The sequence below is a fragment of the Achromobacter sp. GW823-FHT04E03 genome (assembly GCF_058796095.1).
Genome location: NZ_JBXAIJ010000001.1, coordinates 227,008 through 252,340 on the forward strand (window position 1 = coordinate 227,008; position 25,333 = coordinate 252,340).

The following is a 25,333-nucleotide window of genomic DNA, read 5'->3' on the forward strand; positions in this document are numbered from 1 at the left end:
TCGTAATTTCAGAATCCGCGAGCCGCAACGACACCGCAGAGCATGGCCGAAGAAAGCGACCTCGAAAAAACCGAAGCCGCCTCTCCCAGGCGCCTGGAAAAGGCGCGCGAGGAGGGGCAGATTGCGCGTTCCCGCGAGTTGGGAACGTTCATGATGCTGGCGGCGGGCGTGGGCGCCATCTGGGTGGGCGGCAGCTCGCTCTACCGGACCCTGAGCGGCGTATTGCGCAACGGCCTGGCGTTCGATCAGCGCATCGTTCTCGATCCCGGCGTGATGGTCGAGCGTGCGGTGGAGGGTTTCGGCCAGGCCCTGCTGGTGCTGTTGCCGATTTTCGGGCTGTTGGCTGTCATCGCCGTGTTGTCCAGCGTGCTTTTGGGCGGCATCGTCATCTCGGGCAAGCCCCTGCAGTTCAATTTCTCCAAGCTCAGCCCCATTTCCGGGGTGAAGCGGATGTTCTCGTCACAGACGGTGGTGGAGCTCATCAAGGCGCTGGCCAAGGCCGCGCTGGTCGGCGGCGTGGCGGTCTGGGTCATCTGGCGCTACCACGACGACATGCTCAGCCTGATGCACGTGGCGCCATCGGCGGCGCTGATCAAGGCGCTGACGCTGGTGGCGATGTGCTGCGCCTTCATCGTGGCGTCGCTGATGATCATTGTCATGCTGGACGTGCCGTGGCAGATCTGGAGCCACCTGAAGAAGCTGCGCATGTCCAAGGAAGACGTGCGCCAGGAACACAAGGAAAGCGAAGGCGACCCTCACGTGAAGGCGCGCATCCGGCAGCAGCAGCGCCAGGCGGCGCGCCGCCGCATGATGGCAGAGGTGCCGAAGGCGGACGTGGTGGTCACCAACCCCACGCACTACGCCGTGGCCCTGAAGTACGACGAGGAAAAGAGCGGCGCGCCGCGGGTGCTGGCCAAGGGTACGGGCCTGATCGCAGCCAAGATCCGCGAGCTTGCCGCCGAGAACCGCATCCCCACATTGGAAGCGCCGCCCTTGGCGCGCGCATTGCATCAACACGTGGAGCTTGGGCAGGAAATCCCGTCCGAACTCTACACCGCGGTGGCAGAAGTGCTGGCGTGGGTCTTCCAGCTGCGCTCCTGGCGGGCCGGTTGGGGCGCCGAGCCGACGGCCCCGACCCGGTTGCCCGTGCCGGTCGAACTGGACCCGCAAGCCAAAACCGCAGCACAAGGAGCTTAAGGAATGAGCGCTTTGCTCACCATGTTGAAAAGTAACGGGGCCACGCATGCGCGGCTGCTGGCAGGGCCCATCCTGATCGTGATGGTGCTGGGCATGATGGTTTTGCCCCTGCCCACGTTCCTGCTCGACCTGCTGTTCACCTTCAACATCGCGTTGTCCGTGATGATCCTGCTGGTGGCCATGTTTACGCGCAAGCCGCTGGATTTCGCGGCATTTCCGGCCGTGCTGCTGTTCGCCACGCTGCTGCGCCTGTCGTTGAACGTCGCTTCCACCCGCGTGGTGCTGCTTCATGGCCACACCGGGCCCGACGCCGCGGGCAAGGTCATCGAGGCCTTCGGCCACTTCCTGGTCGGCGGCAACTTCGCCGTGGGGATCATCGTCTTCGTGATCCTGACCATCATCAACTTCATCGTCATCACCAAGGGCGCGGGCCGTATCGCCGAAGTGGGCGCGCGCTTCACCCTGGACGCGATGCCGGGCAAGCAGATGGCGATCGACGCGGACCTGAACGCGGGCCTGATCGGCGAAGACGAGGCGCGCAAGCGACGCGCGGAAGTCTCCCAGGAATCCGACTTCTTCGGCTCGATGGACGGCGCCAGCAAGTTTGTGCGCGGCGACGCCATCGCCGGCCTGCTGATCATGGCGATCAACATCATCGGCGGCCTGATCGTGGGCGTCGCCCAGCATGACATGTCGATGGGTGATTCGGCGCGCGTCTACACGCTGCTGACCATCGGCGACGGCCTGGTGGCCCAGATCCCGGCGCTGGTGATCTCGACCGCGGCGGGCGTGGTGGTGTCGCGGGTATCCACCGACCAGGACATCGGCCAGCAGATTCTCAGCCAGCTGTTCTCCAACCCCAGCGTGCTGTTCCTGACCGCCGGTATCGTCGGCATCATGGGCCTGATCCCCAATATGCCGCACGTTGCATTCCTGACCCTGGCCGGCGCGCTGGCCTGGGGCGGCTGGATGCTGTACAAGCGACAAACCGCGGCAGCGGCCGCGGCGGCCGAGGTGCCGCCACAGGCGATTACTCAGGCACAGGCCGCGGCGGCCGAGGCCAGTTGGGACGACGTGTCCATGGTGGACCAGCTAGGCCTTGAGGTCGGCTACCGCCTGATCCCGCTGGTGGACCACGCCCAGAATGGTGAACTGCTGCACCGCATCCGCAGCCTGCGCAAGAAATTCGCGCAGGACGTAGGCTTTTTGCCCCCGGTCGTGCATATCCGCGACAACCTGGAGCTCAAGCCCAACGATTACCGCATCCTGCTGTCCGGCGTGGAGGTCGGTCACGGCGTCGCCATGCCTGGCCAGTGGCTGGCCATCGACCCGGGCGGCGTGACCGTGCAGATCAAGGGCACGCCCACGACCGATCCCGCCTTCGGCTTGCCGGCGCTGTGGATCGACGGCAGTCTGCGCGATCAGGCGCAGGTGGCGGGCTACACAGTGGTTGATGCGGGTACCGTGGTCGCTACCCATCTGAATCACCTGATGCATCGTCACGGTTCCAATCTGCTGGGCCGCCAGGAAGTGCAGCAATTGTTGGACCGCATTGGACGCGATGCGCCCAAGCTGGTCGAAGATCTGGTGCCCAAGACCCTGTCGCTCACGGCATTGCAGAAGGTATTGCAGGGCCTGCTGTCGGAAGAGGTGCCGATCCGCGATATGCGCACCATCATCGACACCTTGTCCGAGCACGGTCCGCGCCTGGCGGCGCTGGCCGCGGGTACGGGCAGCCAGCCCGACATCAACGAACTGATCGCGCTGACGCGCCGTTCGCTGGGCCGCGCCATCACGCAGCAATGGTTCCCTGGAGAGGGCGAGCTGCGGGTGATTGGCCTGGACGTGAAGCTTGAGCGTGTGCTTTCGCAGGCGATGACGACCAGCGGCGGCCTGGAACCCGGGCTGGCAGATACCTTGCTGCGCGAAGCGCAGGCTGCGGTCGAACGCCAGGAATCGCAGGGCAACGCGCCGGTGCTGCTGGTGTCTCCAGTCTTGCGTGCGCCTTTGTCGCGCTTCCTGCGGCACCATCTGCCGCAGCTGGGCGTGTTGTCGAATACGGAAATACCCGATGAGCGCATGGTGCGTGTGACCGCGCTGATCGGCGGAGGTAATGGGGCATGAAGATAAGCCGATTTTTTGGAGCGAATAGCCGCGATGTGATGCGCCAGGTCCGGCAGGTGCTGGGCCCGGACGCGCTGATCGTGTCGAACCGCAGCGTCGATGGCGGTGTGGAGGTGCTGGCCACCGTCGAAGGCGCTTTTGACGATGCCGGCCATGAGGCCGCGCCGCGCCAGGACGCCGCGCCCGTCCGGCCGCCCGAAGCGCTGCCGCCTGCGGGCATGCGCTTCGATCTGCCTGAGCAGGCAGGGCGCGCGTCCACGCCTGTAATGCCGCAGGGCGGATATGCGACGCCGTCGCGTTCGATCGCCGCATACCAGACCGCCTACGCCTCTTCGACGCAGCCTGAAGATGAGACACCCCAGGTTGCTCCGATAGCGCCCCAGCCGGTGGCGCCCGTGCGGGTTGAATTGCCATCGCTGCCGCCGTTGCGCCAGGTCCCCGCAGATCAGTCCGCCGCATCCGCTGCCGCGCCTGGCGCTCCTGCCGCATCGTCCGCATATGCTTCCGCGCCGGCAGGGTTGGTCCCGGCGGTACCTGTAGCCTATGCGGGCCAGCCGGCAAGCGCGGCTCCAGCGCCTGCGGCCTATACGCCGTCCGCGCCCCAACCGGCACCCGCGCCTGCCATGGCCCGCATGCCGGACGCGCCGTTGCGCCAGCCGCCAGTTTTGCCCTCTGCTGCGATGCCGGCCGACGCCGCAGCCGGACTGCAGGACGCCATCAGCGCGCTGCGCGGCGCTTTGGAAAGCCGCATGGATGGCCTGCTCTGGGGCGGCCGCCAAGGGCCAGGTCGGGAACCCGCGGGCGCGGCTCTGTTCCGCAGCCTGCTGGATGCGGGGTTCAGCACCAAGCTGGTGCGCACGCTGGTGGAGCGCCTGCCGGAAGGAATGACGCCGGAAGCGGCGCTGAGCTGGGCCCGCAACGAACTGGTGACCCACCTGCCCGTGCTGCGTTCCGAGGATGAGTTCCTGGCTGGCGGCGTATATGCCCTGGTCGGTCCGACCGGTGTGGGCAAGACGACCACGCTGGCCAAGCTGGCCGCACGCTGCGTGGCGCGCGAGGGCCGCGAGCAGGTCGCGATGCTGACCACCGACAATTTCCGGATCGGCGCGCTGGAACAGCTGCAGATCTACGGACGCCTGATGGGCGTGCCCGCCCACTCCGTGCGCGACGCGGGCGAGTTGCGCCGCATCCTGGCTGAATTGGGCAGCCGCAAGATCGTGCTGATCGATACCACCGGCATCAGTCAGCGCGATCGCCAAGTGGCGGAACAGGCAGCCATGCTGTGCAACGCGGGCAAACCCGTGCGCCGGCTACTGGTGCTCAACGCGGCCAGTCAAGGCGACACGCTGGACGAAGTGGCGCATGCGTACCGTAATGGCGTGGGCGAGGATGTCGCCGGATGCATCATTACCAAGCTGGACGAGGCTACGCGCCTGGGTGCGGCGCTGGATACGGCCATCCGTCACCGCTTGCCCATCCATTACATGTCGGTCGGGCAGAAAGTGCCGGAACACATGGAGCTGGCCCGCGCCGACGTGCTGATCGACCGCGCCTTCTCGATGGTCGAGCGCGCCCGCGCGCTGTACACCCCTAGCGAGGCAGACCTCGCGACGCTGGTGTCCGCGTCGCGGGAGCCGGAAAGCGTGGATCCAGCGCGCAAGCGGCAATTGCTGGCGTCCGCCATCCTGCGTCCGCAAGGCGGTGCGGGGTCCATCGAGGCCGCGCAGAACCTGGACGACGCGATCGCCTGGCTGGAAAGCGATCCCGCCTGCGTGCAGGCTCGCGCATCCTGGCGCGGCTATGTTGGCGACAGTTCGGGCGCGAGCGTAGCCGCCCTGGGCGATGACCCCTTGGCGATGGTGCGTCGAGAGTTTTCCGCGGTTTGCGGACGGCACCTGCTTGCCATGCATGGCAAGACCGCCATGAAGGGGGAGGGCCTCCCGGGCGGGGCCTTGCTGGGCACGCTGCTGATGAGTGATCGCGGCACGGCTTTGGCGGCACCGGCGCAGCAATTGGTGCTGCCGCACGGCCTGTTGTCCTCCTTTGCGCCAGCGGCGCCGGCGCAGCCGGACGCGGCCCTGGCGCTAGAGGCGCGAGTGGCCTGGCTGGCCGAGAAACTGGCGCGCGTCCCGGTCGTACATATGCTGGAAACCGGTACTTCCGCCTTGTGGCCAGCTTTGAACGAGCAGGGCGTTGCCTGGGTTGCGCGCAGCGCTGGCGGGCAGCGCGTCATCCAGGATGACTGCCCGACCAATCTGAATGCCGTGGGCAAGAGCGTGGGCTATCTGCCCGTCGGCCAACCTGGCGATATGCCGGGGCTGCACAGCGTCCAGGGCAGCAAGCGCGTGCCCCTGGCGTTGTGGGCCTCAGGTACGGAAGTGATCCTGCCGGGCCGCAACGGTGGCGAGCTCGTCCGGCTGGTCTGCGCCCGGCTGATCGACACGGTCAGTGGCGAGGTGGCCGGACAGTTGTTCGGCATGACCAATCTGCCCGCGTCCCAAGCGGATGCCGCCACCGTGGCGCGCTGGCTGGTGCTGCAGGATGAGGCCAAGGCGGGGTTCCGCTATATGGCGAATGCGTGGCAGGCTTTGCCGGCGGTGGACGGCGCTCATGCCTTGGCGCGCCAATCGCTAATGGCCGGCCAGATGGGCGCGGCATGTTGGCAGCTGGCGCATACGCCGGCAGCGGAAGTGCTGCGCGGCCCCCTGTCGGGCATCATGGGAACGGATCGCAAGCTGTCCGGGCGCATGTTGCCTGTGGCTTTGCTGAAGATGTATGCGATGTTGGAAATGACGGCGGGGTGACGACGGCCGTTGTTGCAGTGGCTTTGCGCAAATATGTGATGGGTTGCGCGCGATAGCGAGGTGGGATCTTGCGCGCGAACTGGCGCGCTTTACCCATCCTGCCAAGTTCAACCAGCCACGATGGGCTTGCGGCCCGGGCCGCTGCGTGCGCCACGCCCGCGGGCGTCGTAAGTGGACACGGTGCCACCCGCCGCGCCCAAGCCGCGCAGGGCGTCCAGCGACTGCTGCGTGTAGCGCAGATGCACGTCGATGAGCGCGCCGTTGCGCAGGTTGATTTCGTTGGCGGATGCCGATTTGCTGAGCAAAGCCTGCCAGACGCCGGACAGTTGCGGGTGCAGAACAGCCGCCTGCTCGGTGCCGGTGTGCCCGGCGGGCAGGCCAATTTCCGCGAGCAGGGAGTCCCGGACCTGGCTCAGGTCCACAAGCTTGCGGGCGACGTCGCCCTTGCGCTCGGTGATTTCCTGCAGCGTGCCGACGCTCCCCAAGCCCACCAGCACCTCGGTCTCTTCTTCCAGAATGGCGGAGAACTCGGTGATCAGGGCATCTTCCTGGCGCATGCAGGATTGCAGGGATTCGACGGTGCTCATGGTCATGCTGTTGGACTCGGGAGATTCGGGGTTACTTCAGCAAATCGCGGGCGCTGGCAATCAGACTGTCCGCGATGCGGCCGGTGTCGATCTTCAACTGACCCGATGCGATTGCCGCACGGATGGCGGCGACGCGTTCAACGTTGATGTCATTGGAGCCGTCCTGCAGCGCCAACAGTTTGCGCGACGCCGAGCTCAGCGCCACCTGCGAGCTGCTGGAGCCGCTGGCGCTACTGGCGCCATAGGCCTGGGCAACCGCCGAGTCGGCGCGGGGCGCGACGGCGTCAGCCGATAGGGGGCGGTTGGTGGTCGAATTGATCTTCAAGATTTTCTCCGCAGGGCGTCCTGGGTCGGTTGTGCGACGGTTTCGCCTACTTATGCCTCAGTAACGGCAGGGCCGGACGGAACTTTAGGGGCAGGCGGCGTGTTGGTGCAATGCGACATGTAACAACAATTACAGTTGTATTTCCACCAGGCCGGCGTTGCGCACCACGCCGCTGACCACTTGGCCGCCTGCGGTGCGGACCTGCACGGTTGCGCCAGGTGCGGCGTTGTCGAGCGCCTGGCCTTCGCTGCTGACGACGAAGCCCTTCCCGCGCGCGTTGATGCGGACGTTGGCGCCGCGCACCACCGATTGTGCGTTGCGCAATCCGGAACCCCGCACCGCTTGCCCCGCATTGATCCGGTGCACGGCCGACATGCCCACCACGGTTTGCGGATCTGTAATCGCGCCAGGGGGCAGGGAGACCAAATCGCCGTCTCTTGGAGCGAGGTCGTCCGGCGTCAGGGCCTGCCCCGCAGCAATCATGCGGGCGGCGACGTAGTAGTGGCCCGGCACGCTCACCGTCGCCTGGACATACGCCGTCCAGGGCTTGGGCGCGTTGCAGCGCACCCCGACCGTCATGCGTGAACGCAGTTTCATACCCGAGGGCATAAACGGGGACATGGCGTCGCAAGGCGCCAGGCGTTCCGCGCGCGGCGGGTCTATCGCGATCGAGGGCTGCCCTGGAAGGCCGGCCAGTTGATCCAGCAGATAGGTTTGCGCGGCAAGAGCGATCGCCTCGGGTGCCTGGACGGCGGCTTCCTGCCCCTGCGCGGCGGCCAGGGGCAGCAGCAGGGCTGCCAGGCAGCCTGCGCGCGCGCGGAGTCGGAGTGCGGATATTTTCATGATGGAGGAATTGTAGAAGTCCGCGGCATTCGGCAATACGTGAATTGGATGAGAAATGACGGGTTATTTGGCTGATTGTGTTGAGCCCCCGGCCCCTATGATGCCGTCATCCAATGGGATAACGGTCTGTCCGGCGTCCCTGGCTTTATCTGAATTGCAACGCACCAAGGCGCCCCGATGCTAGACAGGCTTAATGAAGATTTTCGGTTCTTCCAGCAGTCCCTGGGACTGCGCGCGCAACGCCAGGAAGTGCTGTCGTCGAACATCGCCAATGCCGATACGCCCAATTACAAGGCGCGCGATTTCGACTTCAAGACGGCCATGGCCAACGCCATGGAAGGCACGAAACGCCTGCCCGACACCGCGCTCACGCTGACTGCCGCTCGCCATATTCCGGCCAAGGCCGTATCGCAAGGTCCGACGGAACTCCTGTACCGCCTGCCGTACCAGCCGAGCATGGATGGCAACACGGTGGACATGGACATCGAACGCGTGCAGTTCGCGGATAACACGCTGCATTACCAAAGCACGATGCAGATGCTGTCTGGCCGTATCCGGACCATGATGGCCGCAATTCAGGAATGATTCTTTAAAGGGAGCGGCAGGCAATGTCCTTGTTGAGCATTTTCGATATCGCCGGTTCGGCGCTCAGCGCGCAATCGCAGCGCATGAACGTGGCGGCCAGCAACATGGCCAACGCCGACAGCGTGGTTGGCCCCGACGGCAAACCCTACCGCGCCCGTCAGGTCGTGTTCCAGGTGAATCCCCCGGCCGGCCAGGCGCTGGGCCAGGAAATCGGCGGCGTGCGCGTGGCTGGCGTGGTCGAAGACCAGTCCCCCTTGAAGCAGGTCTATGACCCGCAGCACCCCATGGCCGACGCGCAGGGTTACGTCAGCATGCCCAATGTCGACCCGGTGGCCGAAACCGTGAACATGATCGCAGCCTCGCGCTCTTACCAGGCAAACGTGGAAGTGCTCAACACCGCCAAGGCCCTGATGCAGAAGACCCTGACCATCGGCCAGTCCTAATTTCCGGAACCAGTTAATCCATGACCACTATCGACCAATCGACGAGCAAGACCGGCTTGGGCCTGGCTCAAACGGGCGCCAATAGCAGCAGCACGGCGCAAGGCCTGCAGGACCAGTTCCTGAAACTGCTGGTCACGCAGCTGCAGAACCAGGATCCCCTGAACCCGATGCAGAATGCCGAGCTGACATCCCAGCTGGCGCAGATCTCCACGGTGGAAGGCATCACCAACCTGAAGAACACCATGCTCGCCATCAGCGGCCAGATCGACGTGTCGCAGTCGATGAATGCCGTGGCCATGATAGGCAAGGGCGTGCTGATTCCCGGCTCCAAGATCAAGTCTGGCGTGGATGCGGCAAATCCCGAGGCCCGCGTCGTCACGCCTTACGGTCTGGACCTGCAGGGCGATGCCCAGAAAGTGCAGATCCGCATTTCCGACGCCAATGGCGCGGTCGTGCGCACGATCGAAACGACAGACCAGAAGCCCGGCGTGTACACGCTGTCCTGGGATGGCAAGAACGATAACGGCATTGTGCTGGAACCGGGCGCGTACACCGTGTCCGTCCTGGCTACGGATGCCGATGGCAAGAAGGTGAATGCGGAAGTCCTGAGCTACGGCCAGGTCAAGAGCGTGGCGTACTCCACTGAAGGCCTGAGGCTGGATCTGGGCCTGGAAGGCCAGACCAGCATGCTGGACGTGCGCAAGGTGATCGGCGCCTGAAGCGGGCGCAATGTATCGGTGCCGGCGCAAGGGCGGCGGCTTCCCCTAGTTAAAGATTAGCGAGAACAAACATGGGTTTCGGACAAGGATTGAGCGGCTTGAACGCCGCAGCGCAGAACCTGGACGTCATCGGCAACAACATCGCCAACTCCGGCACGGTCGGCTTCAAGTCCGCCACCGCGTCGTTCGCCGACGTTTACGCCAGTTCGCGCGTCGGCCTGGGCGTGAAGGTTGCGGCCATCAACCAGCGCTTTACCGTGGGTACGGTGAACGGCGGCGGCGGCGAATACGACATCGCCATTGACGGCGCCAAGGGCATGTTCCGCGTAACCGACCAGAGCGGTGCGGTGATGTACACCCGCAACGGCGAATTCCTGGTCGACAAGAACAACTTCATCATCAACGCACAGGGCTATCGTCTGACGGGTTATCCGCCGGGCTCCGTGGGCGCGAATCCGGTGGAATTGCAGTTGCCTACTGCCAACGTGGCACCGAAGGCGACTTCCACTGGCACCACCGTGGCCAACCTGGATGCCAACGCGAAAGTCATTTACGAAACGGATACGCAAACCAAGGCACCCGTCCTTGGAAGGGTCACGTTGGGCACGGCGCCCGCCACTGTGTACACCTTCAGCCGTGATGCTACGGGAACGGCAACGCTGGAGGATACCGTGCCGGCCGGTCTCGGGCTGCCGGCCCCGGGCTCCACCTTCACCGTCGGTACGGAAACGGTGACCGTGGGCGCAGGCGGCGTTATTACGGCTGGTGACCTTTCGAAGATGGGGGGGTTCACTGAGTACACGGCGGCTGTCGTCGAAACTGGCAAGCCGTTCGACCCGAAGCTGTCCAACTCCTATACCAACGCCTCGCCGATGACGGTGTTCGACTCGCTGGGCAATTCCCATCAGGTCATGCAGTACTTCGTGAAGCGCCCCGCAGCTACTGCGGATACCAGCACGTACGACGTTTACTACACGATCGACGGGCAGGCCATGGCGCCGACCACCGAAGCGGGCGGAGTCTGGGGCAACCCGCAGAAGTTCACCTTTAACAAGGCCGGCGTGATGACCAGCGCACCTGTCGTCAACCTGTCCTTCGCCAACCCGGGCGGCGGCACCACGCCCGCAGATCCGATCAACATTGCGATGAACTACGCCGGCACCACACAGTTCGGCAGCGCCTACAAGCTGGTAGCCAAGCCGGACGGATATGCTTCCGGCGAGTTCAGCGGCATCAACATCAGTGGTGACGGCAGCATAGTGGCGAGCTACACCAACGGCGAGACCCAGGTCGTCGGCACCATCGTGCTGGCTGACTTCTCCAACCTGCAGGGGCTGCAGCCCGTGGGCAACAACGCCTGGACGGAAACCTCCGCCTCCGGCCAGCCCATCCTGGGCCAGCCCGGCACCAACGGCCTCTCCAAGGTCGTGGGTCAGGCCACGGAAGCGTCCAACGTCGACATGAGCAAGGAACTGGTCAACATGATCATCGCCCAGCGCACCTACCAGGCCAACTCGCAGACCATCAAGACCCAGGACGAAATCATGCAAGTCCTGATGAATCTGAAGTAAGCCGGACAGGCACGAGACGACACCGACGGAATAGGCAATGGACCGTATCATCTACACCGCCATGAATGGCGCGGCGCGCATCACCGAGCATCAGGCCGCGCTTTCCAACAACATGGCCAACGTGAACACGGCGGGTTTCCGCGAGCAGATCGCGCTGTACCGCTCCGTGCCGGTCACGGATGGGACGAGTCTGCCCACGCGTGTTTCGACGGTGGCGTCCACGCCGCGCAACAGCTTCCAGATGGGCAATATGCAGACCACGGGCCGGGACCTGGACGTGGCGCTGTCCAGCGAGCGTGGCTGGATCGCCGTGCAGACGCCGCAGGGCGAGGCGTACACCCGCGCCGGCAGCCTGCAGGTCGGCATCAATGGCTTGTTGCAGACCTCGTTGGGCCAACCCGTGTTGTCGGACCAGGGCGGCCCCATCGACGTGCCCGACCAGGCCGCGCTGACCATCACCGCGGACGGCACCATTACCGCCATCGGCGCAGGCGACGCGCCGAACAACATCCTGAACCTGGGCCGGATCAAACTGGCCAGCCCGCAGAACGAGCAGCTGGTGCACGGCGACGATGGCGTCTTCCGCATGGCGCCCGTCAATGGCCAACCCGCGCCTCCGGTGCCTGCCGACCCCAGCCTGCGGTTGTTGTCGGGCGTGCTGGAAGGCAGCAACACCAATCCGATGGCGGCGATGGTCGGCATGATCGCCAACGCCCGCCGCTTCGAGCAGCAGATGCAGGTGATCCAGCAGTCGGACCGCAACGCCGAGCGCGCCAACGGCATCCTGTCGGTAAGCGCGTGATACGGCGACTGAACTAGAAACATTTTTTGCGCGCGGCAGGGCCGCGGCACCAGGAGTACTTCATCATGATGCGTTCGTTGTGGATCGCCAAGACGGGTCTGGAAGGTCAGCAGACCTCCATGGACGTGATTTCGAACAACTTGGCCAACGTTTCGACCAATGGCTTCAAGCGCGGTCGCGCCGTGTTCCAGGACCTGATGTACCAGACGCTGCGTCAGCCTGGCGCCCAAGTCGGCGACGCTACCCAGCTGCCGTCGGGCCTGCAACTGGGTACCGGTGCGCGCGTGGCCGCGACCGAGCGCATCCACACCGCCGGCAATCTGAACAACACAGGCAGCGAGATGGATATCGCCATCAATGGCCGTGGTTTCCTGCAGGTCGAACTGCCTGACGGCACCCAGGCCTACACCCGCGACGGCGCACTGCAACGCGACCAGAACGGCCAGTTGACGACCGTCAGCGGCTACGTGATCCAGCCGCCGATGAACATCCCCGACAATGCGCTGTCGATCTCCATTGGTAACGACGGCATCGTTTCGGTGACGCAGCCCGGCGCCGCTGGCATCAACGTGCAGATCGGCCAGCTGCAGATCGCCACGTTCATCAACCCCACCGGCTTGCAGAGCGTCGGCGAGAACCTGTACCTGGAGACCGACGCTTCGGGACCCGCCAACCTGTTGCAGCCTGGCGTGGACGGCGCCGGTTCGATCATGCAGAAGTACGTTGAAACCTCCAACGTCAACGTCGCTGAAGAGCTGGTCAACATGATCACCACCCAGCGCGCCTACGAAATGAACAGCAAGGCCGTCAAGACCTCGGACGAAATGCTGGCCCGCCTGACCCAACTGTGATGCCCATGTCTGTCCTGCGCCTGGTATCGAGTGCGGCCCTGGCTATGCTGGTGGCCGGTTGCGCCATGATCCCGCCCGAGCCCATCGTGACCGGGCCGACGACGGCGGCGCCGCCGCCGCCGCCCACGCCCATGGCGCAGCCCACGGGCTCGATCTATCAGCCGACGACCTACGGCAACTATCCCTTGTTCGAGGACCGCCGGCCGCGCAACGTGGGCGATATCGTCACCATCGTCCTGAACGAAAAGACCAACGCTTCCAAGAACGTCGCCACCAACACCAACCGCAGCGGCAGCGCTTCCCTGGGCATCGCCGCCGCGCCGTCCTTCATGGATAGCTGGGCCAATGCCAACCTGAACACCGACGCCAAGGGCGGCAATGTGTCGCAGGGCAAGGGCGACAGCACGGCGAACAATGCCTTTACCGGCACCATCACGACCACGGTGGTGGGGGTGATGTCCAACGGCAACCTGCAGGTCGCGGGCGAAAAGCAGATCGCCATCAACCGGGGCAGCGAATTTGTGCGCTTCTCCGGCGTAGTCGATCCGCGCTCCATTACCGGCACCAACACCGTGTCGTCCACGCAGGTGGCCGACGCCCGCATCGAGTACCGCAGCAAAGGCGTCATGGACGAAGTCCAGACCATGGGCTGGCTGCAACGCTTCTTCCTGATCGCTTCGCCGTTCTGAACATGAAACAACCGAATCCGATATCCGCCTTGGTGTCCTTGTTGGCGCGCGTCTGCATTTCGGTCGGGCTGATGGCCGGCGCGGGTGCGGCGCACGCCGAACGGCTCAAGGACCTGGCGTCGATCCAGGGCGTGCGGGGCAACCAGCTGATCGGCTATGGCCTGGTCGTGGGTCTGGATGGCAGTGGCGATCAGGTGCGGCAGACGCCGTTCACGCAGCAAAGTCTGACCAATATGTTGTCGCAGCTGGGCATTACCGTTCCGCCCGGCAGCAATATGCAATTGAAGAACGTGGCCGCGGTCATGGTCACGACCACGCTGCCGGCATTCGCCCGGCCGGGCCAGACGCTGGACGTGGTGGTTTCGTCCATGGGCAACGCCAAGAGCCTGCGCGGAGGCACACTGCTGATGACCCCGCTCAAGGGGGCCGATAGCCAGGTCTACGCGATCGCCCAGGGCAACATCCTGGTGGGCGGCGCGGGCGCCTCCGCCGGTGGCTCCAGCGTGCAGATCAACCAGTTGAATGGCGGGCGCATCAGCGCGGGCGCCATCGTAGAGCGCGGCGTGCCCACCACGTTCGCGCGTGACGGCTACGTTTATGTGGAACTGAACAATACCGATTTCGGCACGGCGCAGAATGTGGCCATGGCGTTGAACCGCAAGTTCGGCCAAGGCACCGCCACTGCGCTGGACGGACGCGTGGTGCAGGTGCGCACACCGATGGATCAGGCTTCGCAGGCGCGCTTCCTGTCGCAGCTCGAAGACTTGCAGGTGGCGCGCGCGCCCACGGTGGCCAAGGTCATCATCAATGCGCGCACGGGTTCGGTCGTCATGAACCGCACCGTCATGATCGAAGAAGCCGCCGTGGCCCACGGCAATCTGTCGGTCATCATCAATCGCCAGAACCAGGTATCGCAGCCGGACACGCCTTTCACCGAAGGGCAGACGGTGGTGGTACCCAATACGCAGATCGAGGTGCGTCAGGAGAACGGTTCCCTGCAACGCGTGAGCACCAGCGCCAATCTGGCGGATGTGGTCAAGGGCTTGAATGCCCTGGGCGCCACGCCGCAGGACCTGCTGGCGATTCTGCAGGCCATGAAGACCGCCGGCGCCTTGCGCGCCGAACTGGAAATCATCTGACGGCCATGGCGTACACCAATGATGCGGCGCGCGGCGCCAGCCGGCAGGATTCGGTTTTCGACATGGGCCGCTTGTCTGACCTGAAGCGCGATGTCAAAAAGGATCCTGAGGGGACCGAGCAGCAGAAGCAGGTTGCCAAGCAGTTCGAGGCCCTGTTCCTGCAGATGATGGTCAAGCGCATGCGCGAGGCAACGCCTAAGGAAGGGCTGTTCGACTCGCAGCAGACGCAGATGCTGCAGTCCATGGCGGACGAGCAGCTCGCCCTGCATCTGGCGTCGCCTGGTATCGGCCTTTCCGGCGCCATTCTGGCGCAGATGCAGCAGGGCAAGCCCGGCGAGTTGGGCGCGGATGCGGTCAAGCGCCTGGGAGAGGGCGCGGACCTCGACTTCCGCGCCGCTGGCTCGCGCGAAGTGTCGGCATTGCTGAACGTGATGCGCAACAACAGCGCGCAGAACCGGGCACTGGCCGCTGCGGAAGGCGCGCCCGACCACGTGGTCGCCTTCGTATCAAAGATGTCGCGCGCAGCCAATCTCGCTTCCCAGCAAAGCGGCGTGCCGGCCCGCCTCATCATGGGCCAGGCGGCGCTGGAGTCGGGCTGGGGCAAGCGCGAGATCAAGCACCAGGACGGCAGCACCAGCTACAACCTGTTCGGCATCAAGGCGGGATCCAGCTGGAAGGGGCAGGTTGTCAACGTACTGACTACTGAATACGAAGACGGCGTGGCGAAAAAGGTGACGCAACCTTTCCGCGCCTACGCGTCCTACGAGGAATCGTTCGCGGATTACGCCCGTCTGATCGGCAACAGCCCGCGCTACGAGGCCGTCACGCAGGCCCGCAACGAGATCGAGGCGGCGCGCCGGATCCAGGACGCGGGTTATGCGACGGATCCCCAGTATGCGCAAAAGTTGATCGGCGTGATGAGCCAGCTGCGGGGCGCGGCATCCAAGGTGGAAATTTCTCGCCAGATGTTGGAAGGACTCTAAATTCGGATCACCTCCTGCCGTTAATTGGATATCCAGGTATATCAGCGGTTAAATACGGGGCATTGTCAGCATGAATATGTATAAATTGGCGCTGGGCGGGCTGAACGCCGCTCAGGCAGGGCTGGCCACCACCAGCCACAATATCAACAATGCCACCACGGTCGGTTACAACCGCCAGCGCGTCATGGTTTCGACTGCCGGTGCCCAGGCGACCAGCAACGGCTACATAGGCCGAGGCGTGCAGGTCGACACGGTCGTGCGCAGCTACGACAGTTTCCTGTACAAGCAACTGGTCGGCGCTCAGGGCAGTGGCGCCCAGTTGCAGACGCAATACAACCAGGTCTCGGCAATCAACAACCTGTTCGCCGACCGCACCGTCGGCATCGCGCCGGGCCTGACCAATTTCTTCACCAGCATGAATGCGGTGGCCAGCAAGCCTGCCGACCCTGCCGCGCGCCAGGATTTGCTGGGCAAGGCCAATAGCCTGGCCACCCAGATCCGTTCGGCCTACACCGAGATGCAAAACCAGCGCATCGGCCTGAACACGCAGATCACCACGACGGTCGAGCAGGTCAACAGTTATCTGACGCGTATCGACGATCTGAACCAGCAAATCTCGCTGGCTACGGGCAAGGCGGGCGGCAGTCCTCCGAACGATCTCCTGGATCAGCGCGACCAGGCCGTCATGGAACTGAATCAGCTGGTAGGCATCACCACCTACGAACAGGGCGACAAGATCAATATTTCGCTGGCCAATGGCGGCCAGGCGCTGCTGTCCGGCAGCACCATCTATCCGCTGCAAGCGGTGGCTTCCTCCAAGGATACGGGACGCACCGCCATTGCCTACACGCTGCCGGCCGGCTCGGGTAAGACGGTCGCCGTGGAGCTGGATGATGCGGAAGTGACCGGCGGCTCGCTGGGCGGCCTGTTGCAATTTCGCGCGACTTCGCTGGATGTCATGCAAAGCCAGCTGGGTCAGATGGCCGTCGGCCTGGCGCTGTCCTTCAACGAGCAGCACAAGCAGGGCCTGGACCAGAACGGCAATCCCGGCACGGACTTCTTTGGCATCGGTTCGCCGCAGGGCGTACCGAATGCGCAGAACAAGAGCAACGCGTCGCTTTCGGGTCAGTTCACGAACCTGAACAACATCAACGCCAAGGAATACGAGATTTCCTTCGACGGCACGAACTACCGCGTGCTGCGCATGCCGGAAGGTTCGCAGGTCTACAACGGTCCGGCCACCGGGACGCCGGGCACGCTGAATCTCGACAGCGAGATGGGTGTGACCCTGACCATCAGCGCGCCGCCCCAGGCTGGCGACAAATGGTCGCTGGCACCCACGCGCGATGCGGCACGCGATCTTACCGTTCTGATCTCCGATCCTTACAAGATCGCGGCGGCCGACTTAGAAGGCGGTGACGCCAACGGCAAGAACGCGCTGAAACTGGCTCAGCTGCAGAACAGCAAGGTGCTTGGTAACGGCACGATGAGCGTGAACGATATGTTCGGCCAGGTGGTGAATACGGTTGGGGTGCAAACCGCTCAACTCAAGTCCGCGGCGACCGCGCAGGCAAACCTGATCACGCAGAAGACTGCGGCGCAGCAGGCTGTCTCGGGCGTCAACCTGAACGAAGAATACGTCAGCCTGTCGCTGTACCAGGAACAATATCAAGCCAGTGCTCGCATCATTGACGTGGCCAGCACCATGTTCGACACGCTGCTGGGTCTGCGCGGCTGATCGGATCGTTGAATCGTGACAAATAAAGAAAATTTCGGAGCTTCACCATGCGCCTGAGCACCTCGATGATGTACTCGAACGGCCTGAAGGGCGTTCTCTCTCAGGAATCCGATATGAACCGCCTGGTTGAGCAGGTCGGTAGCGGACGCAAGAACCTGAGCCCTGCCGATGACCCCTTGGCGGCGGCGCAGGCCATCAGCGTCGCACAGACGCAGAGCATGAACAGTACGTATGGCATGAACCGCCAGACGGCCAATACGAACCTGGGTCAAGAGAACAACACCTTGACCGCCGTCACGAACGCTCTGCAGGAAGCGAGAACACGCATCATCCAGGCGGGTGGCGTGCTGTCCGATACGGATCGCCAGACTCTCTCCGCGGCACTCAAGAGTACCCGTGAAGCGATGCTGGGCTTGGCCAATACCACCGATGGCAATGGCCAGTACCTGTTCTCCGGTAATGATGGCAGCGTCATGCCGTACGCGAAGAATGCTGCCGGTCAGATTGTTTACAGCGGCTCGGTCGGCGAACGAACCATTCAGGTTGATCAAAGCCGGCAACTGTCCACCAGTGACCTGGGCAAGGACATTTTTGCCCGAGCCAATCCGGGTTCGCAGGCTTTCGTCGCATCGGCTGCAAGCGCCAATACCGGGACTGCCCAGTTCGGCGCGCCTTCCGTTGTGCCCGGATCTGCCAACAACGGAAAGAGTTTTGCCGTGCAGTTTGAGGCCGATGCGGTTACGGGCGCTATCGGTTACCGGGTTACGACGACCAATCCCGACGGATCTAGCTCCACAGTACCGGCTGCGGGGTTGCCTGCTACCGGGTATACCGATGGTGCGACCATTGATTTTGGCGGCGTGTCGGTGGCAATCAAGGGTGCTCCCAACGCAGGCGACGTGATCAATGTCGAGAGCGTTCAGGCCGCCGATATGGATGTGTTCGCAGCCCTGGACGATGTGATCGCTGCTCTGGATGCGCCCAGCAGCGGCGATCCGGTGGCGACGGCAAAGTTGAACAATGCACTCGCTACCGCCAACAAGAAGTTGGCAAATACCTATGACAACGTGCTGACGGTACAAGCTTCGGTCGGCGCTCGCATGAATGAACTGGATGCGCTGGATGCCACCGGTACGCAGAAGGGGCTGTCCTATTCCAAATCTCTCTCGGATCTGGAAGAACTGGACTACTACCAAGGCGCCAGCCAGCTCGCGTTGCGCCAGGTCGCGCTGCAAGCGGCGTCGGCAGCATTCATGACCATCCAGGGATCAAGTCTGTTCAGCCGCAAGTAGCAATGCGGTAGGTACAAAAACGCGCCATCGGGTGCGTAGGGTTGCGCCTTTGCGGACGCTACTGGCCAGGGGCCGGGGCGTCCGTGTGTGCGTGCAGAGTAGGAAATAGTCGTTTCACATTGCTTAACGCTCGGATATTCCATGCTTGTCAACTTGAAAGTCCGCACCTGTCTCGTTCTGGTGTTGCTGCTCTTCACGGGCGCCATGTTCATCTCAAATGGCGTGGCGTGGATGGGGCTGAACTCGAGCAATGAGAAGCTGGAGCGGGTCAACGACGCCTATTCCACGCAGGCCTCGCAGCTGAACCGGGCCTACATCCTGTTCCTGCGCGGCCGCTTGCTGTTGGCGACGTCGCTGATGGATCTGCAGCAAGGAAAGACCGAACAGGCGACTTCGCAGGCCAAGCGCGCGGAAGGTTTGATGCAGGAAGGCGCTCAGGCGCTGGACGCATACCGCAAGGCACCGCGCCTGGAAGGCTCGGAGGCGTTGAATCAAAAGCTGGAAGGCGCCTACAAGCAGTTCAGCGACGTGGTCAGGCGTCAGGCGGCTGCGTTGTCGACCATGGCCGTGCAGGACTACCTGGATCTGAACGACGCGGGAAGCGCGGCGAACACGGCTCTGAGAGAGGCCGTCGGCGGCGTGCTGGCGCATATCGACTCCAGCACCGATGAGCTGGTGGTGCAGGCCGAAGCGGCCCACGGCGTTTCGCGCACGGTCACGATAGTCATGCTGGCGATCTCCCTGGCCTTGGCATTGGGCTGCTGGCTGTTCATCAGCCGGACCGTGCTGCGCCCGTTGCGGGAAGCGGGCGACCATTTTGAAAAGATCTCGGGCGGCGATTTCACCGGGCGCATCGACGTGCGCAGCACCAACGAGATTGGCCAATTGTTTGGCGCTATCAAGCGTATGCAGGAAAGCCTGACCCGCACCGTGGCGCTGGTGCGCCGTGGCGTGGACGAGATCAACGTGGGCTCGCGCGAGATTTCCGCCGGCAACACGGACCTGTCCAGCCGCACCGAGCAGCAGGCGGCCTCGCTGGAGGAAACCGCGGCGTCGATGGAAGAACTTGCGTCGACCGTGAAGCAGAACGCGGACAATGCGCGCCAGGCCAATCAGCTGGCGGCCAGCGCTTCCGATGTGGCCGAGCGCGGCGGTTCTGCGGTGTCGGAAGTGGTCAGCACGATGCAAGGCATTTCGGCCAGCTCGCGCAAGATCTCCGAGATCGTGTCGGTGATCGACGGCATTGCCTTCCAGACCAACATCCTGGCGCTGAATGCGGCGGTGGAAGCGGCGCGCGCGGGTGAGCAGGGCAAGGGCTTTGCGGTGGTGGCCGGCGAAGTGCGCTCGCTGGCGCAGCGCAGCGCCCAGGCGGCCAAGGAAATCAAGGGCCTGATCGAGGATTCCGTGACCAAGGTCAGCGCGGGCTCGCAGCAGGTGGAGCGCGCAGGGTCGACGATGCAGGAGATCGTGGCCTCGGTGAAGCGGGTGACGGACATCATGGGCGAGATCTCGGCGGCGTCCGAAGAACAGTCCAGCGGCATCGACCAGGTGAACCGCGCGGTGTCGCAGATGGACGAGGTGACGCAGCAGAACGCGGCGCTGGTGGAAGAGGCGGCCGCGGCCGCGGGTTCGCTGCAGGAACAGGCGCAGCGCCTGGCCGAAGCAGTGGCCGTGTTCAAGATCAATGCGGGCGAAGTGATCGAAGTCCCCGCGCAGCAATTGGCATCGCAACGCAGCGCGCCCCGCATGCCGGCGCCGCCCACACAGCCGCAGGCTGCGGCAGGCAAGGTGCCCGCCGAACCCGCTAACGCTGAAGCGCCTCAGCCGGCGGAACCTGCACCCAAGGCGGCGCCTGCGCCACGCCTGACTCAGGTCGCCCGGCCCAAGCCAGCGCCGGAAGCGGCCACCACCGTTCGTCCGCTACGCCGGCCAGCCAGTCGCCCGGCGAGCGCCAAGGATGCCGCGCCTGCGGCGCCAGCCTCCAGCCGGCGCCTAACGCCTGCGGCGGATGACGATTGGGAGTCTTTCTGACGGAGGGATCCGTCAGCGCAGCACAGGCAGTAAAGCTACCCCCCCTATTTACGGCCTGGCGGCAAGAGTGCCGCCGGGACGACTACCGGAATATACGGAAATGTTTAGCAATCTGAAGGTGCGTACGGGCTTGATGCTTGCCCAGTTGGCCGTAGCGCTGGCCGCGCTGGTTTCCATCGTCCTGGGCTGGAACAGCATGCGTTCCAACTCCGAGGCGATCAATGCACTGGATAGCTTGAGCGTACAGCAGGCGAATCTGATCAAGGACGCTTACACGCAGATGCTGCGCGCGACCATACGCGCCGACATCGCTGCCGCGCAGCGGGCCACGGGCGACGCCAATGGCGCCAGCGAGAACACCCGTACGGTGCAACAGCTGGTCGCCGACGCCAAGAAGAAGATGGAGACCTTCAAGGCCATCCCGAAGACCACGGCGGTAGGAAAGAGCGCCGAGGGTGACCTTCTTTCCTCGTTCAACGGCTTTGCAGACGCATTGCAAGCCATGATGTCGGCGTTGGACAAGGGCGATTCGGCGGCTTACCTGGATTTGAAAAACACCAGGGCCGGCGCCGCGAGCGGGGCGTTCTCGAAACAACTGGGCGAATTCGCCAAAGACATTACCTCCTACAGCGAAGAGATGGTGTCGTCCTCGCGCTCGCAGGCGGCGACGATGGCCATTGTGTACGCCGCGTTGGCGGTGCTGATCGTGGCGGTATGGCTGGGCGCCTTCCTGTTCATGAATCGTGTCGTTCTGCGGCCTTTGCGCGCTGTTAGCGACAGCTTCGACAAGATCGCTGGCGGTGATCTGACCGTCCGCGTAGACGTGACCTCGACCAACGAGATCGGCACGTTGATGGCTGCGGTCAAGCGCATGCAGGAAAGCCTGACTCGTACCGTATCTGCGGTGCGCCGTGGCGTGGACGAGATCAACGTGGGCTCGCGCGAGATTTCCGCCGGCAATACGGACCTGTCCAGCCGCACGGAAGAACAGGCCGCTTCGCTTGAGGAAACCGCGGCTTCGATGGAGCAACTGGCATCGACCGTGAAGCAGAATGCGGATAACGCGCGCCAGGCCAACCAGCTGGCGGCCAGCGCGTCCGACGTGGCCGAGCGCGGCGGTTCGGCGGTGTCGGAAGTGGTCAATACCATGCAGGAAATCTCGGCCAGTTCGCGCAAGATCTCCGAGATCGTGTCGGTGATCGATGGCATTGCCTTCCAGACCAACATCCTGGCGCTGAATGCGGCGGTAGAAGCGGCCCGCGCGGGTGAGCAGGGCAAGGGTTTTGCCGTGGTGGCGGGCGAAGTGCGCTCGCTGGCGCAGCGCAGCGCCCAGGCGGCCAAGGAAATCAAGGGCCTGATCGAGGATTCCGTGTCCAAGGTCGGCGCGGGTTCGGAGCAGGTGGAGCGCGCCGGCTCGACGATGCAGGAGATCGTGGCCTCGGTGAAGCGCGTGACGGACATCATGGGCGAGATCTCGGCGGCGTCCGAAGAACAGTCCAGCGGCATCGACCAGGTCAACCGTGCCGTGTCGCAGATGGACGAGGTGACGCAGCAGAACGCGGCGCTGGTGGAAGAGGCTGCCGCGGCCGCGGGTTCGCTGCAGGAACAGGCGGAACGCCTGGCCGAAGCAGTGGCTGTGTTCAAGGTCAATGCGGGCGAAGTGATCGAAGTCCCCGCGCATCAGTTGGCGGGTCAACGTCCGGCGGCGCGCGTGGCTGCCCCGGTCGCGGCCGCAGTGCAGGCGGACGCGCCCGCGGCGGAGGCCAAGGCAGTGCCGGCCGTGCGCTTGACGCATTCCACCCGGACCAAGCCGGCTGCGGCTGAAGGGGCGACAGCGGCGCGGCCGCTGCGCCGTCCCACGGTACGTCCGGCTGCTGCACCGGCGGCCAAGCCCGCCGCGACGGCTGGCCGCCGATCAGCGCCTGCGGATGACGACTGGGAATCTTTCTGACACCGGCGTTGCCGGTAAATGGGTAGGGTATGCGAGGCTATATACATCTTCTGGCGACGGCCGTGGTGGCGGTTCTTCTGGTCGGCTGCGCGGCGTCCGGGCACAATTTCGACCCGGACAAGCTGTCGACCTTGACCCCTGGGCAAACGACGCTGGAAGAGGCTTCACGTGCACTGACCGCCCCGCCCGACAAACTCTACAAGCAGACCGACGGTACGCTGCTCGCGCTCTGGGCCTTCAAAATCACTTTCGTCGCGGACGGCTTGTACAGCCGCAAGGAAGCGCTGCTGCAATTCGGTCCGGACGGCCGACTGCTGCGCCTCGTCGACAGCACCAATATCTTGCTGGAACCCTGGGAACGCCAGAAGCTGCTGGGACCCGCGCCTATGCCTGACCTGCGTCAGGACATGGCGCCGCCCGCCGCGGCCCCCGAGGTGCAGACCATCTACATACCGGGTCCGGGTGAACCGGCCGGATTGCAGCCTCAGGGCAAATAGCGCCCTGTAGTCCAGCGGGGAGCATCGCGGCGCGAGCCGCGATGTACGTCGCCCGGAGTGCATGTCTCGTGTAACAAGGCATGTCCATCGGGTGGTTTTTTATTTGGTCAGAGTAGTTCCTGAGGGATGGGGAAATAATATGGAAGCGAGTCTCGAGTCCGGTACGAAGTCCGGAAAGGTCGGCAAGAAGAAGGCCGCGCGCGCACCCAAGGTGAAGCGCAAGCTGCGGTTGCGCGATGCCCGCGTCGGCACCATGTTGCTGTGGGTCATGGCGTTCTTCGCCGTGTTGATCGCGGCGGTGGGCGGTCTGGCCGCGTATTTCCTGCAGAACAACTATGAGTCGATTCGCGAGGTCAATGCACTGACCGAACGTTCGAAGCAGGTCGAAGTGATCAACAGCGACATGTTGCGCGCGCGGGTTGCCTTGATGGTCGCCGCGCGCCACCTGCAGGAATCCGGCTGGGGCAGCGGCGAGAACTCGGCCCGCGATGCCGCGGCGGCCTTGAAGGGCGCCACGGACCTGCTGACCGGCGTGCGCAGCCGTTTCGCCGATTTCCAGAAGAACATGCTGCAGGACGATACGGGCCGCCAGCTGTCCATGAACCTGGTCCGTCGTTATCGTTCCTACATCGACGACGGCGTGGATACCATGGTCGAAGCCCTGCGCAGCGAAGACTATTCCACCTTCTACATGGTGAACAACGAGTACGGCACGCCGCGCAGCGCAGCCTTCATCGAGGCGCTCAGCGAGTTTGGCAAGTACATCGGTGACCAGCAGCAAGCCACGATCGAAAAGGCCGAAGCCAATTTCAACCTCGCCATGGTGGCGGTGGGTGTCGCGGTCGGCCTGGCTGTGCTGCTGATGATTCTGGCGCGTCTGGTGTTCGGCCGCCTGGTGGTGCGCCCCTTGGTGGAAGCCGGCCAGCATTTCGACAAGATTGCAGCCGGAGACCTGACCAGCCGCGTGGAAGTGCGTTCTCACAATGAGATCGGCCAGTTGTTCGCCGCGCTCAAGCGCATGCAGGAAAGCCTGACCCGTACCGTATCCGCGGTGCGCAGCGGCGTGGACGAAATCACGGTGGGTTCGCGCGAAATCTCGGCCGGCAATACGGATCTGTCCAGCCGCACGGAAGAGCAGGCGGCTTCGCTGGAGGAAACCGCGGCTTCGATGGAAGAACTTGCGTCGACCGTGAAGCAGAACGCGGACAATGCGCGCCAGGCCAACCAGCTGGCGGCCAGCGCGTCCGATGTGGCCGAGCGCGGCGGTTCGGCGGTGTCGGAGGTGGTCAGCACGATGCAAGGCATTTCGGCAAGCTCGCGCAAGATCTCCGAGATCGTGTCGGTGATCGATGGCATTGCCTTCCAGACCAACATCCTGGCGCTGAATGCGGCGGTGGAAGCAGCGCGCGCGGGTGAGCAGGGCAAGGGCTTTGCCGTGGTGGCGGGCGAGGTTCGCTCGCTGGCGCAGCGCAGCGCCCAGGCGGCCAAGGAAATCAAGGGCCTGATCGAGGATTCGGTGAGCAAGGTCGGCGCGGGCTCGCAGCAGGTAGAGCGTGCGGGTGCGACGATGCAGGAGATCGTGGCCTCGGTGAAGCGGGTGACCGACATCATGGGCGAGATCTCGGCCGCTTCCGAAGAGCAGTCCAGCGGCATCGACCAGGTGAACCGTGCCGTGTCGCAGATGGACGAGGTGACGCAGCAGAACGCGGCGCTGGTGGAAGAGGCGGCCGCGGCCGCGGGTTCGCTGCAGGAGCAGGCCCAGCGCCTGACCGAAGCAGTGGCCGTGTTCAAGATCAACACGGGCGAAGTGATCGAAGTTCCTGCGCACCAGTTGTCAGGCGGTTACGCCGCGCCGACGCTGACGCAGGCTTGATGCCCGTCGTCTGACGTCAGTAACAGGACCGCGGCCGCGCTGATGCGCGGCCGCGGTCCATATGCTTTGCGCCTTGGCGTGCGCAAATTCATGCGCACGTTAAGTTTTCGAAAATTTGGTCGTTAACAACAATAACGCCTGAAAAGGGCGGTGAACAGTGTTCGAAAATGCGGGGCCGTGCCGTCCCGGAGCCTGACGAACCTGGCGGGGGAACACGTCTATGCGGGGCGTCAGATCCGGTTTGCTCGCCGATATTCATTCGCTGCTCGACATGATGTATCCGGAGGCA

21 protein-coding genes are annotated in these 25,333 nt (G+C 64.1%); 18 read left to right on the forward strand and 3 right to left on the reverse strand.

Annotated elements, in window-relative coordinates; genetic code table 11:
• The first annotated feature begins 42 nt into the window (after positions 1–42).
• The 3 genes from flhB to flhF are packed head-to-tail and all read left to right on the forward strand — an operon-like array spanning position 43 to position 6,125.
• Positions 43–1,197, forward strand: a complete 1,155-nt coding sequence (flhB, locus tag AC1RHV_RS01050; RefSeq protein ID WP_054456664.1) for a flagellar biosynthesis protein FlhB — start codon at positions 43–45, stop codon at positions 1,195–1,197.
• A gap of 3 nt (positions 1,198–1,200) precedes the next feature.
• On the forward strand, positions 1,201–3,321 hold the full coding sequence (gene flhA / locus AC1RHV_RS01055; RefSeq protein WP_119452092.1) for a flagellar biosynthesis protein FlhA: 2,121 nt from the start codon (positions 1,201–1,203) through the stop codon (positions 3,319–3,321).
• Positions 3,318–6,125 carry a flagellar biosynthesis GTPase FlhF gene (gene flhF / locus AC1RHV_RS01060; protein ID WP_306653270.1) on the forward strand — a complete coding sequence of 936 codons (2,808 nt, stop codon included), beginning with the start codon at positions 3,318–3,320 and terminating at the stop codon, positions 6,123–6,125. The genes flhA and flhF overlap by 4 nt, the downstream gene beginning before the upstream one ends.
• Positions 6,126–6,232: 107 nt before the next feature.
• Here flhF and AC1RHV_RS01065 read toward each other — a convergent pair whose 3' ends face one another.
• From AC1RHV_RS01065 to flgA, 3 genes are all read right to left on the reverse strand, one after another.
• The gene (locus tag AC1RHV_RS01065; protein ID WP_054456868.1) at positions 6,233–6,712 is read right to left on the reverse strand and encodes a flagella synthesis protein FlgN; all 480 of its coding nucleotides are present in this window, start codon (positions 6,710–6,712) and stop codon (positions 6,233–6,235) included.
• Between the two features lie 31 nt (positions 6,713–6,743).
• On the reverse strand, positions 6,744–7,037 hold the full coding sequence (flgM, locus tag AC1RHV_RS01070; protein WP_054456667.1) for a flagellar biosynthesis anti-sigma factor FlgM: 294 nt from the start codon (positions 7,035–7,037) through the stop codon (positions 6,744–6,746).
• 129 nt (positions 7,038–7,166) lie between these two features.
• Positions 7,167–7,880, reverse strand: coding sequence for a flagellar basal body P-ring formation chaperone FlgA (gene flgA, locus AC1RHV_RS01075; RefSeq protein ID WP_125473406.1), 714 nt, complete (start codon positions 7,878–7,880; stop codon positions 7,167–7,169).
• A gap of 177 nt (positions 7,881–8,057) precedes the next feature.
• On the opposite strand from flgA, the gene flgB reads away from it, so the two are divergent.
• The 15 genes from flgB (at position 8,058) to AC1RHV_RS01150 (ending at position 25,044) form a co-directional block, all read left to right on the forward strand.
• Positions 8,058–8,465 (forward strand): flagellar basal body rod protein FlgB, encoded by a 408-nt coding sequence (flgB, locus tag AC1RHV_RS01080; RefSeq protein WP_054456668.1) that lies wholly within the window; start codon positions 8,058–8,060, stop codon positions 8,463–8,465.
• Positions 8,466–8,488: 23 nt separating this feature from the next.
• Complete coding sequence (gene flgC, locus AC1RHV_RS01085) at positions 8,489–8,908, forward strand: flagellar basal body rod protein FlgC (protein WP_054456669.1); 420 nt, start codon at positions 8,489–8,491, stop codon at positions 8,906–8,908.
• Positions 8,909–8,928: 20 nt separating this feature from the next.
• Positions 8,929–9,627, forward strand: coding sequence for a flagellar hook capping FlgD N-terminal domain-containing protein (locus AC1RHV_RS01090; protein WP_054456670.1), 699 nt, complete (start codon positions 8,929–8,931; stop codon positions 9,625–9,627).
• A gap of 71 nt (positions 9,628–9,698) precedes the next feature.
• Positions 9,699–11,198, forward strand: coding sequence for a flagellar hook-basal body complex protein (locus AC1RHV_RS01095; RefSeq protein ID WP_306653269.1), 1,500 nt, complete (start codon positions 9,699–9,701; stop codon positions 11,196–11,198).
• Between the two features lie 37 nt (positions 11,199–11,235).
• Positions 11,236–12,000, forward strand: a complete 765-nt coding sequence (locus AC1RHV_RS01100) for a flagellar basal body rod protein FlgF (protein ID WP_054456672.1) — start codon at positions 11,236–11,238, stop codon at positions 11,998–12,000.
• A 65-nt stretch (positions 12,001–12,065) separates the two neighbouring features.
• Positions 12,066–12,851 carry a flagellar basal-body rod protein FlgG gene (gene flgG / locus AC1RHV_RS01105; RefSeq protein ID WP_054456673.1) on the forward strand — a complete coding sequence of 262 codons (786 nt, stop codon included), beginning with the start codon at positions 12,066–12,068 and terminating at the stop codon, positions 12,849–12,851.
• Positions 12,851–13,540 (forward strand): flagellar basal body L-ring protein FlgH, encoded by a 690-nt coding sequence (locus AC1RHV_RS01110; protein ID WP_119452089.1) that lies wholly within the window; start codon positions 12,851–12,853, stop codon positions 13,538–13,540. The genes flgG and AC1RHV_RS01110 overlap by 1 nt, the downstream gene beginning before the upstream one ends.
• Positions 13,541–13,542: 2 nt before the next feature.
• On the forward strand, positions 13,543–14,679 hold the full coding sequence (locus AC1RHV_RS01115) for a flagellar basal body P-ring protein FlgI (RefSeq protein ID WP_119452088.1): 1,137 nt from the start codon (positions 13,543–13,545) through the stop codon (positions 14,677–14,679).
• Positions 14,680–14,684: 5 nt separating this feature from the next.
• Positions 14,685–15,662: a flagellar assembly peptidoglycan hydrolase FlgJ gene (flgJ, locus tag AC1RHV_RS01120; RefSeq protein ID WP_054456676.1), complete on the forward strand. Its 978-nt coding sequence runs from the start codon at positions 14,685–14,687 to the stop codon at positions 15,660–15,662.
• Positions 15,663–15,732: 70 nt separating this feature from the next.
• Positions 15,733–17,400 carry a flagellar hook-associated protein FlgK gene (gene flgK, locus AC1RHV_RS01125; RefSeq protein ID WP_192352002.1) on the forward strand — a complete coding sequence of 556 codons (1,668 nt, stop codon included), beginning with the start codon at positions 15,733–15,735 and terminating at the stop codon, positions 17,398–17,400.
• Between the two features lie 47 nt (positions 17,401–17,447).
• Positions 17,448–18,692 carry a flagellar hook-associated protein FlgL gene (gene flgL, locus AC1RHV_RS01130; RefSeq protein ID WP_054456678.1) on the forward strand — a complete coding sequence of 415 codons (1,245 nt, stop codon included), beginning with the start codon at positions 17,448–17,450 and terminating at the stop codon, positions 18,690–18,692.
• 141 nt (positions 18,693–18,833) lie between these two features.
• Positions 18,834–20,723: a methyl-accepting chemotaxis protein gene (locus tag AC1RHV_RS01135; RefSeq protein ID WP_306653268.1), complete on the forward strand. Its 1,890-nt coding sequence runs from the start codon at positions 18,834–18,836 to the stop codon at positions 20,721–20,723.
• 100 nt (positions 20,724–20,823) lie between these two features.
• The gene (locus tag AC1RHV_RS01140) at positions 20,824–22,674 is read left to right on the forward strand and encodes a methyl-accepting chemotaxis protein (RefSeq protein ID WP_192354182.1); all 1,851 of its coding nucleotides are present in this window, start codon (positions 20,824–20,826) and stop codon (positions 22,672–22,674) included.
• 29 nt (positions 22,675–22,703) lie between these two features.
• A complete protein-coding gene (locus tag AC1RHV_RS01145) occupies positions 22,704–23,171 on the forward strand; it encodes a hypothetical protein (RefSeq protein ID WP_054456681.1) in 468 nt (155 codons plus the stop codon).
• Positions 23,172–23,310: 139 nt separating this feature from the next.
• A complete protein-coding gene (locus AC1RHV_RS01150) occupies positions 23,311–25,044 on the forward strand; it encodes a methyl-accepting chemotaxis protein (RefSeq protein ID WP_492299616.1) in 1,734 nt (577 codons plus the stop codon).
• Positions 25,045–25,333 lie beyond the last annotated feature (289 nt).